This window comes from Humibacter ginsenosidimutans, assembly GCF_007859675.1.
In the GTDB taxonomy this organism is placed as follows: Bacteria; Actinomycetota; Actinomycetes; order Actinomycetales; family Microbacteriaceae; genus Humibacter; species Humibacter ginsenosidimutans.
Window position 1 is genome coordinate 2,355,611 of the sequence record NZ_CP042305.1, and the last position, 15,486, is coordinate 2,371,096.

Consider the following 15,486-nt stretch of genomic DNA (forward strand, 5'->3'; position numbering starts at 1 on the left):
TGCATGGTGGGGGTTCAAGGGTGGTGCTGGTTAGGGTGTTGGTCCGTCTCCGACCTGTGGTGCGGTGACGGTGGCTGAGACCCGCAGGTCACGACTGGAGCGCCCGGCGTGCACCAGATAGGTGCCGTGCGGGGTGGCCCAGGCGTGTGCCTCGGTGTCCCAGGTCTGGAAGGAGCGGAGGGGCACGGTGATGCGCGCCGTGCCCTGCGCCCCCGGTGCGACGTCGAGCGTCGCGAAGCCGGCGAGCCAGCGCAGCGGGCGCGCGGCATCCGCTTCGACCGGCTCGAGGTAGAGCTGCACGACCTCGCGGCCCTGCCGCTCGCTCGTGTTGGTGACGGTGACGTCCACCTCGAGGGAGCCGTCTGCGGCGGATGCCGCGCTCACGGCCTCATACGCCCACGAGGCGTAGCCGAGCCCGAAGCCGAACTCCCGGGCCGGCGTGCGGCCGAGCCGGTCCCAGCCGCGGTGGCCGACGTCGACGCCCTCTGCGTAGACGATGCGACCGTCGACAGGGATGCCGTCGGGCACCGGAACGTCGGCAGTGTGCGCCGGCAGCGTCCACGGCAGCCGCCCGCTCGGCTCCGTCGTGCCCGTGAGCACGTCGGCCAACGAGGTTCCGGCCTCCTGGCCGGGCAGCCACCACCACAGCACGGACGCGACCTCGTCGAGCCACGGCAGCAGTACGGGTGCGCCGGCATTGACGACGACGACGGTGTGCGGGTTGGCCTCGGCGACGCGGCGCACGAGCTCGTTCTGCCTGCCGGGCAGGTCGAGTGTCGGGCGGTCCCAGCCCTCCGACTCGGTCTCGGGATTCGTACCGACGATCACCACGGCGACGTCGGCCGCGGCGGCGGCCGCGACGGCCTCCGCGATCTCCGCGTCGGCGCCGGCCTCGGGGGCGAGGTGTCGCAGGTGCGCACGGGCGAAGCGGCCGAAGGCGCGCGCGTCGACGACCTGAAGCTCGATGCGCAGGCGGGCTGCGGCATCCTCTCCGCCCTGCACTCGCAGCGTGACGGCCTCCGGGTTGGCGTACGAGGAGTCGAGCACCACCTCGGCGCCGACGACGTGGTCGGAGTGCGACACCCGTTCGCCGTCCACCATGATGTCGTGCGCACCCACGGGAGCGATCTCCACAAGGTGCTCGCCCTGCGCGGTGAGCGCGATGGCCGTGGTGAGGCGAACGGATGCCGCGGTGGCGGGCAGACCGGTCAGCCACACCGAGCCTTGGGCCGACGCGAGAACACGGGTCTCGAGCACGGCGCCACGAGCATCCAGCACCTCGGCGAGGATGCCGCACCCGCTGTCGGGTGCGATGAGTGCGGCATCCTCCACCTCCGGCGCGCCACTCGAGGTGCTGCCGCCGCGGTGCCGGGTGACGACGGCACGGGGGAACGCGGCGGCGAGCGCCTCGAGCGGGTCGGAGAGCAGCGGCGCGTCGACGTGTGCGCTGCCGCCGCCCTGCACGAACGGCTTCACCGCGTTCGCGCCGATGAGCGCGATGCTGCCGACGGTCGACGGGTCGAGCGGCAGCAACCCTTCGTTGCGCAGCACCACCGTCGAGCGGGCGGCTGCCTCACGAAGAAGGTCGCGCACGGCGGCGGAGTCGGGCTCCGGGATGCCCGCATCCCGCTCGCGCACCCGCGCCCCGTCGCCCTCGCGAACCTCGAACGGCGTGCCGAGCGCGCCGACCCGCTCGGCCAGCAGCAGGATGCGTTCCACCTTCTCGTCGATCACCGACTCGGGAACGTCGCCGCGCTCGACCGCCGCGAGCAGATCGTCGTCCCACGGCCCGCCCGGGCCGGGCATCACGAGGTCGAGGCCGGCCAGCGCCGGCTCGACGGCCGACTTCGTCGCCAGCCAGTCGCTGACCACGACGCCGTCGTAGTCCCACTCCCGCTTGAGCAGGTCGGTGAGAAGAGTGCGGTGGGCGGTGGCGGGCGAATCCTCGCCGAGCACCTCGATCTCGTTGTACGCGGCCATGATCGACCACGCTCCGGTCTCGCGAATGACACTTTCGAACGGCGCCAGGTAGACCTCGCGCAGCGTGCGCTCGTCGATGACGGAGTGGTACTCGGTGCGGTCGGTCTCGGTCTCGTTGCCCACGAAGTGCTTCACGCACGCTCCGATGCCCTCCCGCTGCATAGCCGCGATGAAGGGAACAGCCAGGCCGGCGGTGAGCAGGGGGTCCTCCGAGAGACACTCGAAGTGCCGACCGCCGACCGGGCTGCGCTGGAGGTTGACCACGGGGGCGAGGATGACGTCGACGCCCTTGCGCCTCGCCTCGCCGGCCATGACCGTGCCGAGCCGACCGAGCAGATCGCGGTCCCACGTCGCCGCGGTGGCGCTCGGGGCGGGGAGCTGGGCGGAGGGCGTGGCATCCTCATCGACACCGCGAACGCCGATGGGGCCGTCGGACATCGTGATGGATCGGAGGCCGATCTCGCCGAGGGCGTGCAGCGTCCACGTCGTGGCTCCGGTGAGCAGGCGCACCTTGTCGGTGAGGCTCAGCCGTGCGACGTCCGGGGTCGGCGCGGGGGCGTCGGCTTCGGCCGGGAGGGCGGGGGTGAGGGTCACGCCTATACTCCAAAACAGGCTCGTCGTTGAGGGGGTCGCAGGCCATAGTGACACGGTTACTTACTTGTCAGTAAGTTAAACGGATAACGGTTGTGTAACGCGACGACGCTTCGTCGCGTTCGCGCGCCGCCCCGACGACGGCCGAGCTCGAGCCTCGAGCAGGGCACCGCCGTGACCCGAGCCCGACAGGAAGGATCCGCCGTGTCGCATTCCGAAGACGCTCCCGGCGACGACGCGGTCAAACCGCTCTCGAAGCAGCAGGCGCGCACGCTCGAGCGCAGGGAGGCCGTGCTCAAGGCGGCCATGAGCGTGTTCGGCGCGCACGGCTACAACAAGGGGGCTCTCGTCGAGGTGGCCCAGCAGGCCGGCATGACGCACGCCGGAGTGCTCCACCACTTCGGCAGCAAGGAGGGACTGCTGGTGGCCGTGCTGCGCTACCGCGACGGCGAGGCCGTCGACGGGGTGGCGGGCAGGCCGCAGGTGACCGGCCCCGCGTTCCTCTCGCACCTGCTCGACACCGTCGACACGAACACGCACCAGCGCGGCGTCGTGCAGACCTACGCTGTGCTGTCGGCCGAGTCGGTGACCGACGGCCATCCGGCCCAGGAGTACTTTCGCGGCCGCATGGCAGGCCTGCGCGAGAAGCTGATCGGCGTCATCCGCGACGTGGTCGGCGACGGCCCGTCGGAGAAGGACCTGAACGACGCGGCGAGCGCGATCATCGCGGTGATGGACGGGATGCAGGTACAGTGGCTGCTCGATCCGGATGCCGTCGACATGCCCGGCACCGTCGAGCTCGTGATGAACGAGATCGTCGACCGACTGGCATCCGGCCATGCGGCGCCCAGCGCCAGAGAGCGTGCAGAGGCCGCGCTGGAGGAGCAGAGCTCTTCGCCGGCCGTGGAGCAGTGAGCGGCCGCCTGCCCGACAGTCGGACTCCGCCTGCTCCGTGACCGGTCGCGACGTTCATCCTTGACACCCGAGCGCTGAGCCGACACACTTTCATCACGCCGTGGCAGAAGTGAGTTCCAGGCGCATCGAGCGCGCACTTCGACTGTCTTGTCGACCCGGAGTCCTCGGGGGTCCGACCCACGCGCGCCGAGCGCGCCGACTCGTCGTCGCGCACGTTCCGCCTGCTGTTCGAAGGAGAGCACCGTGATCAGATCCGTCATGCGTCCACGCCGATCGACGAAGGTGGTGACCCTTCTCACGACCGCGGCTCTGACGCTCGCCGGACTCAGCCTGATCGGCAGCCTTCCCGCCAACGCTGCGGATGCCCCGCTCTCGCAGGGCAAGACCGCCACCGCCTCGTCGTCGAACGGCGGCAACACCGCCGACAAGGCCGTCGACGGCGACCTCGGCACCAGGTGGGAGGCCGACTGGGGCACCGACACGACGGTGGACGCCGACCACCCGGAGTGGCTGCAGGTCGACCTGGGGTCGTCTGCCGACATCGGCTCGGTGACGCTCGTGTGGGAGACGGCCGACGCCAGCGCCTACACGGTGCAGACCTCCGACGACGCCTCGAACTGGACGACCATCGACACGGTCACGGATGCCTCGGGCATCAGCTGGTCGGGCAGCCAGGGCACGCAGACGCTCACGGGCACCGGCCACGGACGCTACGTGCGGGTGCTGATGACGGCGCGCGGAGACGGGTCGTACGGCCCGTCGCTCTGGGAGTTCCAGGTGTGGGGTCCGGACGGTGACGGCGGAACCGGCGGCAACGCCGGCGATCCGGGTGACACGGGCGGAACCCGCGGGGCGGGCGGAGCCGGCGGCGACGCGACCTGCCCGACCACGAACATCGCGCTCAACCAGCCGGCGAAGGCGTCGAGCGTGCAGAGCGACGCGAACGCGGCATCCGCTGCCGTCGACGGCAACGCCACGACCCGCTGGTCGAGCGCTGCCAGCGACCCGCAGTGGCTGCAGGTCGACCTCGGTTCGAGCCAGGCGATCTGCGGGGTCTCGATCGCATGGGAGGCTGCATACGCCAGCGCTTTCGAGGTGCAGACCTCTGAGAACGGCACCGACTGGACCGACATCTACTCCACGACCACGTCGACAGGTGGCACGCAGAACCTCGACGTGACGGGCAGCGGACGGTTCATCCGCATCTACGGCACCGCGCGCGGCACCACCTACGGCTACTCCGTCTACGAGTTCCAGGTGTTCTCGACCGGAGCCGACGGCAACGACGACCCGACGCTGAACGCGGGATGCCAGCCGGACGGCAGCTACGTCGCCCCCGCCGCCCCCGACTTCGGCGACAACGTGGTCATCCTCGACCCGAGTATGACGAACGCGCAGATCAACGCGAAGCTGGCCGCGGTCTCGAACGAAGACGAGTTCTCCACGAACCGGCACCAGGTGTACTTCCTGCCAGGCACCTACGGCTGCGGCACCGACACCGACAACACCACGGCGACGAACATCATCAACGCCGATGTCGGATTCTACGAGTCGGTGGCGGGCCTCGGCGCATCGCCCGACGACGTGACGATCAACGGCGCTCTGCACGTCGAGCCCGTGCAGTCCGACCCCACCCAGCCGTGGGCCGCACAGAGCCCCGGCTCGCTGGACAACTTCTGGCGGAGCTTGAGCAACGTGAAGATCAACCCGATCCAGCAGCCGGTCGGCGATGACGCGTCGCGGCAGTACCCGGAGGGCGTCACCGACCAGAACACGATGCGCTGGGCCGTGTCGCAGGCATCCCCGCTGCGTCGTGTCGACATCACCGGAAACCTCACGCTCTTCGGCCGCTTCGGCGCCTACGCCTCCGGCGGCTATCTCGCCGACTCGAAGGTCGCCGGTCAGGTGGTGAACGGTTCCCAACAGCAGTGGTACACACGCGACAGCGAGATCGGCAGCTGGAGCAGCGCCGTGTGGAACCAGGTGTTCTCCGGCGTGACGGGCGCACCGAGCGACACGACGTACCCGAGCCCCGCGTACACGACCCTGAGCACGACACCCGAGAGCCGTGAGGCTCCGTTCCTCTACGTGGACGGCGGCGAGTACAGGGTGTTCGTGCCGAACGCCAGGCAGAACGCCTCCGGCGTCGACTGGTCGACGGATGCCTCGGCAGGCACGTCGCTGCCGATCGGCTCGTTCTTCATCGCGAAGCCGAGCGACTCGGCCCAGACGATCAACGCGCAGCTGGCAGCGGGCAAGAACCTCATCATCACGCCCGGCGTCTACGACCTCAGCGAATCGCTGAAGGTGACGCGCGCCGACACGGTGATCCTGGGCCAGGGCGAGGCGACGCTGTCGCCCACGAACGGCAACGCCGCCATCGAGATCGGCGACGTCAAGGGCGTGAAGGTCACCGGCGTCACGATCGACGCCGGCGCGACGACGAGTGACGTGCTCATTCAGGTCGGACCGAAGGATGCCACGGCATCCGACCCCGCCGACCCCACAACGCTCAGCGACGTGTTCGTGCGCATCGGAGGCGCGCACGCGGGCAGCGTGAAGACGGCCATCGTCGTGAACAGCGACAACGTGCTGCTCGACGACATCTGGTCGTGGCGCGCCGACCACGGCACCGGCGTCGGCTGGACGACGAACACCGCCGAACACGGCCTGGTCGTCAACGGCGACCACGTGACAGCCACGGGCCTGTTCGTCGAGCACTACCAGCAGGCCCAGGTCGTGTGGAACGGCAACGACGGAACGACCGTGTTCTACCAGAGCGAGCTGCCGTACGACCCGCCGACCCAGGCGGACTGGATGGACGGCACTCGCGACGGCTACGCCTCCTACCAGGTGGCGGACACGGTGACGAGCCACGACGCATACGGCCTCGGCATCTACTCGTTCTTCGACCCCACGCGCGAGAAGGACGGCGTCGACCAGAACGTGTTCGCCGCCTCGGCGATCCAGGCGCCGGTGAACCCGAACGTGACGTTCCATCACGTGGTGACGCAGTTCCTGAACGGGGGCGGCGGCATCCAGCACGGGGTGAACAGCACGGGCGACACCGTGTCAGCCACTTCGCCGACCGGGTCGACGGCATACATCGTGGACTACCCGGCGGCGGGCACGCCGGCCACGGCGATCACGTTCGCGACGTCGCCTGCGGCTCCGGCGGCATCCGGGTGGTACCGGGGTCCGGTGTCGCTGACCGTCGGCGTCACAGGCGACGACTCGGCCGCGCTGACCGCGAGCGTCGACGGCGCTGACGCGACTCCGGTGACCGGGGCGCTGACCCTCGGCGACGGCGACCACACGGTGACCGTGACCGCGAAGGATGCCGACGGTGATGTCGAAGCCGTCGCGAGCTGGACCGGCAAGGTCGACGGCACCGCGCCGACGGTGTCCGCGTCGCGTGACGCCGAGAACTCCACGGTGCAGCTCACCGCGGGTGACAGCGGCTCGGGGGTGGCGGGCATCGAGTACGCCGTCGACGGCGGAGCCTGGCAGCCCTACTCGGCACCGGTCGCCCTGACCGGCACGCACACGGTCGCCTACCGGGCGACCGACGCGGCGGGCAATGTGTCGAAGGACGCGTCGATCGACGTCGCGCCCGCGATCGTGCTGAGCCCCGCCGGCTCGGTGCGACCGGGCAGCACCGTGAACCTCACCGGTTCGTTCGTGCCGGACGGCGCATACTCGCTCGTGCTGCACTCCACGCCCGCCACCGTCGGGGCCGCGAAGGCCACGGGCGGAGCGGTCTCGACGGCCTTCGTCGTACCGGCCGGCACGGATGCCGGATCGCACGTCGTGCAGCTGGTCGACGCCGACGGCAACGTGGTGGCATCCGCACCGCTCACGGTCACGGCTGCCGCGACCGGTACGACCTCGGGCACGGCGACAGGCGATTCGACGTCGGGGCTCGCCTCGACGGGCAGCGACCTCGCCATGCCGCTGATCGTCACCGTGCTGCTCCTGCTGCTCGGAGCGGCGGCGATCCTGCTGCGCAGGCGCCGGGCGTAACGGCCTTCGGCTCAGACGACGAGGCGGCCGCCTCGCACTCGCGGGGCGGCCGCTTCGTTCGGCATCTGACGCGCCCAAGGCACGCGCGAGCCGCGCGCCGACGGCGGGATCGCCGCCGAGCGGCTCCTCGATGAGCTGATGACCAGGTTCGTGGATTGCCCGACCAGGGCTGACCACCGTGTCGCGGCGTTAGCACCTCGTAAGAGTCCGCGGCACAGGCGTATCGATGTCGTGAGGCCCACGGTCATCCAGGGTGCCGCCGCCACACGCTGGACACATGACATCCACCGGTCATGCGTCCATCACCGCCACCCCATCGCGTCTGCGCCGACTCGTTATCGGCGACCATGTGTGGGGACGCTTCGAGACCCGCGTGCTGGACCGCGGCGGCACCATCGTGCAGCACGTGCTCGTGGTCTACCCGCCCGGCACGAACGAGTACGAGCGCGGGCTGCTCTGGTTCGCGCGCACCTGGCCGTGGCTCGGTGCTCTGGTCGGTATCGGTGCGTTCATGCTCTTCGGCGATGTCATGCCCTCCGGCCCGCTCACCGCCATCGTGTTCGGGGCATATGCGGCCGGCGTCATCGTCGGGCTGTGGCTGACCAGACGCATCCGTCCTCGCGTACGACGTGCCATCGCCACCGTGCCGAGGGACTCGCGTCCCCGGTGCTCGGACGGCACGCTCAGCGTCATCCGTCGTGCCGTCGGCGATCTCGAACAGATCGACCGACAGGAAGCCGACGGCGAGGTTGATCCCGTGGAGTTCGAACTCGAGTGGGGCCGCGTCTACGCGGCGCTCGACCGCGCGGACGTGCGTCCGAAACGCGCGCACTGACTCGATCCGGCACGGTCGGCTCCGACGCGACCGTGGGAAGAACGAACGGACCGGCCGTCTCGCTTGTGCGAGAGCGGCCGGTCCGTTCGTCGGGGTCGTGTGCTGTTCGGATCAGTCCGCGGCGACGACGAGGTCGCTGATGCGCGCGTCGCCCGCCGCGACCTCCTCGAACTCCGCCTGGATCTCGGCGCGACCGAGCAACTCGGTCATGCGACGACGGCGCTGACGCGGGATGAGCGTCACGACGGTGCCCTGCTTGCCCGCGCGGCCGGTGCGGCCCGAGCGGTGCAGGTACGTCTTGTACTCGTCGGGGGCATCCGCCTGGATGACCAGGTCGATGTCGTCGACGTGGATGCCCCGCGCGGCGACATCCGTCGCCACCAGCACCGAGACGCGTCCGTTCGACAGCTTGTCGAGGTTGCGCTGACGGCGCGACTGGCTCAGGTCGCCGTGCAGCGACACCGCGGGGATCCCCGCGTCGTCGAGCTGGTCGGCCAGCTGCTCGGCGAACGCGCGGGTGCGCGCGAAGACGAGCGTCTTGCCGTCGCGATCGGCGAGCTGCTCGACGATCTGGCCCTTCTCGCGGTGCTCGATGACGAACACACGGTGGTCGATGGTTCCGGATGCCTGATCCTCACCCGCCACCTCGTGCACCGCCGGCTCCACGAGGAACTCGTCGACCAGGTTGGCCACACCGGAGTCGAGCGTCGCCGAGAACAGCAGCTTCTGGCCGCCCTCCGAGGTCTGGCGCAGAATGCGCTGCACCGGCTCGAGGAATCCGAGGTCGCACATGTGGTCGGCCTCGTCGAGCACCGTGATGGCGACCTCGCTGAGGTCGAGGTGCCCCTGCGCGATGAGGTCCTCGATGCGACCGGGCGTGCCGATCACGATGTCGACGCCGCGGCGCAGCGCACCCACCTGACGGGCCTGCGGCACGCCGCCGTAGATCTGGGTGGTGAAGAGACCCACGCTGCGGGCGATCGGCTGCACGGTGCGGTCGATCTGCAGGGCGAGCTCACGGGTCGGCGCCATGATCAGCGCGCGCGGCGCGCGACCCATGGTGCGCTTGCCGTTCGCACGACCCGACTCGGCCCACAGCTGCATGAGGCGCTCCACGAGCGGGGCGCCGAACGCGATGGTCTTGCCACTGCCGGTGCGGCCGCGGCCGAGCACGTCACGACCCGCGAGCACCTCGGGGATGGTCGCTGCCTGGATCGGGAACGGCGCCTCGGCGCCGAGCTCGGAGAGTGCGCGCACGATGTTGCCACCGAGTCCGAGGTCACCGAAGCTCACGCCGTCGACATCGGATGCCTCGATCGCCTCGGCCTGCAGCCGCTCGAGCACGACGTCGTCGGCCGGCGAGAAGGAGTGCTGCTCGTCACGCTTCGGGTAGAAGTCGGACTCACGGCGCTCGCGGGGCGCATCCGAACGACGGTCGCCGCGCTCGCCGTCGAAGCGGCGCGCGGGACGGTCGTCGAAGGAACGGCGGGGACGGTCGTCGTTGAAAGACCGACGCGGACGGTCGTCGAAGGAGCGACGCGGACGGTCATCCTCACGACGCGGCGCACGGTCGCCGTCGAAGCGACGGGCGGGACGGTCGTCATTGTCGAAACGGCGGGCCGGGCGGTCGTCGAAGCGACGCGGCTGGCGGTCACCGTCGTCGAAGCGGCGACGGGGACGGTCGTCGTCATAACGACGGGCAGGGCGCTCGTCGTTGTCGAAGCGACGGGCAGGGCGGGCGTCGTTGTCGAAGCGACGGGCAGGGCGGGCGTCGTCGTCGAAGCGGCGACGCGGGCGGTCGTCGTCGTAACGACGCGCGCCGCGCTGGTCGTCGTACCGACGGCCGCCACGGTCGTTGCGGCCCTGGCGATCGTCATACGAACGACGCTCGCCACCGTACGAGCGACGGTCGTCGCGACCGTTGCGGTCGTACCTCGGGCGGTCGTCGCGCGCCGGGCGCTCGTCGCGCTGGCCGCGGTATCCGCCGTTGCCGCGCTCGGTACGCGAGTAGTCGCGCTCGCCGCGAGCGTCACGGCGCGCATCGCCGCGAGCATCGTCGCGAGTGCCGCGCGGACGCTCGGCGGCGTGACCGCGGGCGGCGCGCTCGTCGGAGGTCCAGCGGCGCTTCTTGGGCGCATCCGCATCCTCGGGGCGGTAGCCGCGGTGGCCGGCGCTGCGGCTGCCGGGCTTGGAACCCGACTTCGCGCCGTACGTCTTCTGGCCGTTCGACTTCTTCGCGTAGGGGTCGAAGTTCGGTCGGCCGGCAGGCTTCTGGTTCTTGGGCATGATGGTTCTTCTGGGTTGGTCTCGAGTGTGCACGGCAGAATCCACGACAGGTCGTCGCGTTCTTGCTTCAGCCGTCGGGATGCAGCGCTGAGCGCGCCTCTCCACGAGGAATCGCAGGCGTTGTGCCTGAGCATGCAATGGCCATCCGCCGCGGCGTACATCGACGCAAGAGGTGCAGAGAGCACCAGGCGGAACCGGCCCGAAAGACTTACAAACCCATCCGCGCGAGTGCGCGGTGTCCTGAGCCGACTGATCAAGTGTACAGGATGCCCGCTGGCAGCCCGCTGAGCGCGGTCAGCCGGTCGCGGCGCGCCCGCGCGTTCCCCACTCCACCATGAGCATCAGCACGACGACGACCACGATCACGGCGAGCTGCACGATCACCGGCGCCGCCAGCCCGACGAGGCCCGTGGCCAGGGCCAGCACCGCGCCGACGAGCCGCCACACGGCGAAACCGAGACCGAGCGTCACGCGATAGGCCGCCTCGCCGAGCAGGAAGACCGCGACGCCCGCCGCGATGAACCACACGAACGCTGCGGGAGCCACCGCCAGCGCATCCACCAGCGAGCCGTGCAGACCGGATGCCAGATAGATCAGCCCCACGATCATCACGAGGTGGTCCACGTAGAACGCCGTCACTCCGAGGCTGGCGCGACGCGGCGGCGACGCGTGCTCCATCACCCGCACCGCGCGTTCGTCATCTCCGGAGAAGTAGCACCACCACAGCGCAGCGACGACAGCGACGGTCGCGATCGCGCCGATGACCGCCGCCGGGAGTTCGTGCCTGGCCAGCCCCGCGCCCACGGACACGATCGACTCGCCGAACACGATGATCATCACGGCGCCGTGGCGCTCGACGAAGTGCGCGGGCCCGAGAGCGAACCCCACTCGACGCGCGACCGTCGCCGAGATCGCGAAGAACACGAACGGCAGCAGCCAGAACAGCCAGTCGAGCGGGCCGGTGACGAAGCCGGCCGCGATCAGGCTCGCTGCCGCCAGCAGGTTCAGCGGTCCGACCCTGAGCATCGCGCGCACGCTGCTCGTGCCGCCTCGACCGATGAAGAGACCCGCGTGGATGACGACGACGACCGCATACGAGACGCCGAACAGCAGGCCGTACCGGCCCCAGGCATCCGGGAGGGCCAGCGACATCACGAGGAACGCCGCCATCGCGGTCAACAGCAGCAGCCGGCTGACCAGCGTCTGCTCCGCGGCCTGGTTGGTGAGCCAGGAGTAGGCGTCGTACATCCACCACACGACCCCGACCGTGATCGCCGCCTGCACGGCCACGACGGCGGTGGGATGCTCCACGATCGCCTCCGCCACCTGGCTCACCGCATACACGAAGACGAGGTCGAACAGCAGCTCGAGCGTCGACACCCGCGAGGCGACGTGGCCGGTGCGGCCAAGCGCGGGAGGTCTGCGGGAGGTCACGACCTCTATTCTCGCCACGCCGCTGCATGACGCCAGGCCCGGGTTGTCAGCGAAGGCGACTCACCCCCTGGCCGAACCGCCGCGGCCTCGGTGCTCGCCGCCCTCCTGCATCACGGTCTCGGCCAGGACGAGTCGACGACATGACCTAGCGTCGGAGCGCTCCGCATCCCTGCATTGGGTCGGAGCGGCGGCGAGGCACAGTGCGCGCACCGCGCGAAGGGATGTGATCGGTGGACGCCACGGCGACAGCGACATGGGTCTTGGTCGGCGTGAGCCTGCTCAGTGCCGGGTTCATCGGGTGGCAGCTCATCGATGCGACGCGGGCGCGCAATGCGCAGACGACGTTCCTCCGGCGCCAGGAGACCATGCGGGTGTACGTGTCGGGCCGCGCGGGTCAGGGCGGCTCCGGTGTCGAGCTGCCGAGAGACAGTGATCCGGATGCCGTCGCCGCCCTCATCGAGAAGGCGAAGACGGACGAACTGTCGCGTCGCGCCATCCGCGACTACCTCAACTATTGGGAGTCGATCGCCACCGGCGCGCGGTTCGGCGTGCTCGATCGGGACATGCTGGCCGCCCAAGTGGGCCCCAAGCTCGAGCACATCTGGACCAGCTACTCGCCGTACATCCAGTGGATCCGCTCGACCGAGGTCCCGCCGACGTTCATGGTGGAACTCGAGGGCCTGCTGAGGGAGTGGCGCAAGGCATCCATGTCAGTGGCGTGACCCGCCGATTCGACGGGTGCTGCAGTGTCGTCTCCCACGACGCACACCGCTCTCGGCGAGGCTTCACCCCGCACGGGCGACGCGGTCCCCACGAATCGGGGTTTGCATGAGGGAACACCCGTGTGCCGCCTGGGCGGGCGCGAGTCAGACGTCCCCGTCGCGCTGGTTCACCCTGTTGAGGGGTTGATCGGGCATCGGCGCCGGGTGAGCGTAGTGGCATGGCGGGCGCTCCGATGACCGTGCCCCGCTGCCCAAGGCCGTCAGTCGAGCAAGAGAAGAGGTCTCCAGAATGTCTCACGATGGAGTCCAGCGCGCCGCGCTTCCCATCCCGGATCTCGCCTACACCGGCACCGTCACGTACGATGCCACCGATCCGGACACGCACTACCCTCCCATCACCGAGCTGCGGCCGCCGGCGGGTGCGCCGAACGTGGCCGTCATCCTGATCGACGACTGCGGGTTCGGGGCATCCAGCGCCTTCGGCGGCCCGATCGCCACCCCGAACTTCGAGAGGCTCGCTGCAAAAGGGCTCAAGTACACCCGGTTCCATACGACCGCGCTCTGCTCGCCGACGCGCGCCGCCCTGCTGTCCGGACGCAACCACCACTCCGTCGGCATGGGTGGCATCACCGAGATCGCGACCAGTGCCCCCGGCTACAACTCGCTGCGTCCCAACGACTGCGCGCCGCTGGCCGAGACACTGCGCCTCAACGGATACTCAACGGCCCAGTTCGGAAAGTGCCACGAGGTGCCGGTGTGGGAGACCAGCCCCGTCGGGCCCTTCGGCCACTGGCCCACCCCGGGCGGCGGCTTCGAGTACTTCTACGGGTTCATCGGCGGCGAGACGAACCAGTGGTACCCGGCTCTCTACGAGGGCACCACGCCGGTCGAGCCGTGGGGCACGCCGGAGCAGGGATACCACTTCATGGCGGACATGACGGACAAGGCAGTGGCCTGGGTCCGGCAGCAGAAGGCGCTCGCTCCCGACAAGCCGTTCTTCACCTACTTCGCTCCCGGAGCCACCCACGCGCCCCACCACGTGCCGACCGAATGGGCGGACACGTACAAGGGCAAGTTCGACCAGGGCTGGGACAGGCTTCGCGAGGAGACCTTCGCCCGCCAGAAGGAACTGGGCGTCATCCCGCAGGATGCCGACCTCACCCCGCGCAACGAGGGCATCCCGTCGTGGGATGAGATGAGCGACGAGTTGAAGCCGGTGCTGGCCCGCGAGATGGAGGTCTACGCCGGGTTCCTTGCGTACGCCGACCACTACGTCGGCGCATTCCTCGACTCGCTCGACGACATGGGCGTGCTGGATGACACGCTCGTCTACCTGATCATCGGCGACAACGGCGCCTCAGGCGAGGGCACCATGAAGGGCACGACCAACGAGTCGTTCACCCTGAACGGCATGACGGCACTGGAGACCGACGAGTTCCTCATCGCGCACAAGGACGAGCTGGGCACGCCGCGCTCGTACAACCACTATGCCGTGGCCTGGGCGCACGCCATGGACACTCCCTACCAGTGGACCAAGCAGATCGCCTCGCACTGGGGCGGCACCCGCAACGGCACCATCGTGTCCTGGCCCAACGGAATCCGGGCGCGAGGCGAGATCCGCAATCAGTTCGCGCACGTCATCGACGTCGCCCCCACCGTGCTCGAGGCCGCAGGCATCCCCGAGCCGCACACGGTCAACGGCGTCACACAGCGCCCCTACGAGGGCGTCGCCATGAACTACTCGTTCGACGACGGGGATGCCGAGGAACGGCACACCACGCAGTACTTCGAGATGTTCGGCAACCGAGCCATCTATCACAAGGGCTGGACGGCGGTCGCCCGCCACAAGTTCCCCTGGCAGGGCTCGACGCACGGTCTCGACGAGGACGTTTGGGAGCTCTACGACGTGGAGAAGGATTGGACCCAGTCGCACGACCTCGCGTCGAAGGAACCGGAGAGACTGGCCGAGCTGCAGCGGCTTTTCCTCATTCAGGCGGCTCGATTCAATGTGCTGCCGATGGACGTGCGTTCCATCGAGCGCTTCAACCCCGATCTGGCCGGACGGCCGACCCTTGTCAAGGGCGACAGCCAGATCTTCTTCCCCGGCATGAAGCGGCTCACCGAGAACTCAGTCCTTAGCATCAAGAACAAGTCGCACACGGTGACCGCGAAGATCTCCGTGCCCGACGGCGGCGCCGAGGGCGCCATCATCGCGCAGGGCGGCGCATTCGGCGGCTGGAGTCTCTACCTCAAGAACGGTGCACTGGCCTACGCCTACAACCTGCTCGGCGTGCGCACCGAGCACGTGCGATCGGATCGCGCCCTCACGTCGGGCGAGCACGAGGTACGGATGCAGTTCGCGTACGCAGGAGGCGGCCTTGCGAAGGGTGGAACGGTCACCCTCTACGACGGAGAAGAGATCATGGGCACAGGGGCCATCTCGGCGACCATGCCGATGACCATCTCCGTCGACGAATCGGTGGATGTCGGCCGCGACATCGCGACTCGGGTCACGGATGACTACACGGGCGGCGAATTCACCGGAACCATCGACTGGGTGCGACTCGACATCGGCGACGACGACCAGTCCCACCTCGTCGACCCCCACCACCTCGTGGCGAACGCCATGATGCGGCAATAGTGCGCAGGGCGGGCACGCTGAGGCCGCGTTCCAGGCGGCCATGTCGCGCGACTGATCGC

The 15,486-nt window shown here is 69.5% G+C and carries 8 protein-coding genes; 5 read left to right on the top strand and 3 right to left on the bottom strand.

Annotation, left to right across the window (positions count from 1 at the left end; genetic code table 11):
• Positions 1-30: 30 nt before the first annotated feature.
• Complete coding sequence (locus FPZ11_RS10840; RefSeq protein ID WP_210415843.1) at positions 31-2,574, bottom strand: beta-glucosidase family protein; 2,544 nt, start codon at positions 2,572-2,574, stop codon at positions 31-33.
• 201 nt (positions 2,575-2,775) lie between these two features.
• Here FPZ11_RS10840 and FPZ11_RS10845 point away from each other — a divergent pair, with 201 nt between their 5' ends.
• From FPZ11_RS10845 to FPZ11_RS10855, 3 genes are all read left to right on the top strand, one after another.
• The gene (locus tag FPZ11_RS10845; RefSeq protein ID WP_210415844.1) at positions 2,776-3,486 is read left to right on the top strand and encodes a TetR/AcrR family transcriptional regulator; all 711 of its coding nucleotides are present in this window, start codon (positions 2,776-2,778) and stop codon (positions 3,484-3,486) included.
• A 243-nt stretch (positions 3,487-3,729) separates the two neighbouring features.
• On the top strand, positions 3,730-7,509 hold the full coding sequence (locus tag FPZ11_RS10850) for a pectate lyase-like domain-containing protein (protein WP_210415845.1): 3,780 nt from the start codon (positions 3,730-3,732) through the stop codon (positions 7,507-7,509).
• Positions 7,510-7,786: 277 nt separating this feature from the next.
• Positions 7,787-8,344 carry a DUF6611 family protein gene (locus tag FPZ11_RS10855; RefSeq protein ID WP_146320809.1) on the top strand — a complete coding sequence of 186 codons (558 nt, stop codon included), beginning with the start codon at positions 7,787-7,789 and terminating at the stop codon, positions 8,342-8,344.
• Positions 8,345-8,455: 111 nt separating this feature from the next.
• On the opposite strand, the gene FPZ11_RS10860 is transcribed toward FPZ11_RS10855, so the two are convergent.
• Positions 8,456-10,630 carry a DEAD/DEAH box helicase gene (locus tag FPZ11_RS10860; RefSeq protein WP_146320826.1) on the bottom strand — a complete coding sequence of 725 codons (2,175 nt, stop codon included), beginning with the start codon at positions 10,628-10,630 and terminating at the stop codon, positions 8,456-8,458.
• A 294-nt stretch (positions 10,631-10,924) separates the two neighbouring features.
• Entirely contained in the window at positions 10,925-12,064 is a 1,140-nt protein-coding gene (locus FPZ11_RS10865; protein ID WP_168203800.1) for a low temperature requirement protein A, read from the bottom strand.
• Between the two features lie 230 nt (positions 12,065-12,294).
• Between FPZ11_RS10865 and FPZ11_RS10870 the strand changes: the two genes are divergently transcribed.
• Positions 12,295-12,786 (top strand): DUF4760 domain-containing protein, encoded by a 492-nt coding sequence (locus FPZ11_RS10870; RefSeq protein WP_146320830.1) that lies wholly within the window; start codon positions 12,295-12,297, stop codon positions 12,784-12,786.
• A 289-nt stretch (positions 12,787-13,075) separates the two neighbouring features.
• Positions 13,076-15,427 carry an arylsulfatase gene (locus FPZ11_RS10875; protein WP_146320832.1) on the top strand — a complete coding sequence of 784 codons (2,352 nt, stop codon included), beginning with the start codon at positions 13,076-13,078 and terminating at the stop codon, positions 15,425-15,427.
• Positions 15,428-15,486: the final 59 nt, after the last annotated feature.

Excerpts from the sequence above, each read along its gene's own strand:
- FPZ11_RS10875 (WP_146320832.1), top strand. The coding sequence starts at position 13,076 with ATGTCTCACGATGGAGTCCAGCGCGCCGCGCTTCCCATCCCGGATCTC.
- FPZ11_RS10860 (WP_146320826.1), bottom strand. The coding sequence starts at position 10,630 with ATGCCCAAGAACCAGAAGCCTGCCGGCCGACCGAACTTCGACCCCTAC.
- FPZ11_RS10855 (WP_146320809.1), top strand. The coding sequence starts at position 7,787 with ATGACATCCACCGGTCATGCGTCCATCACCGCCACCCCATCGCGTCTG.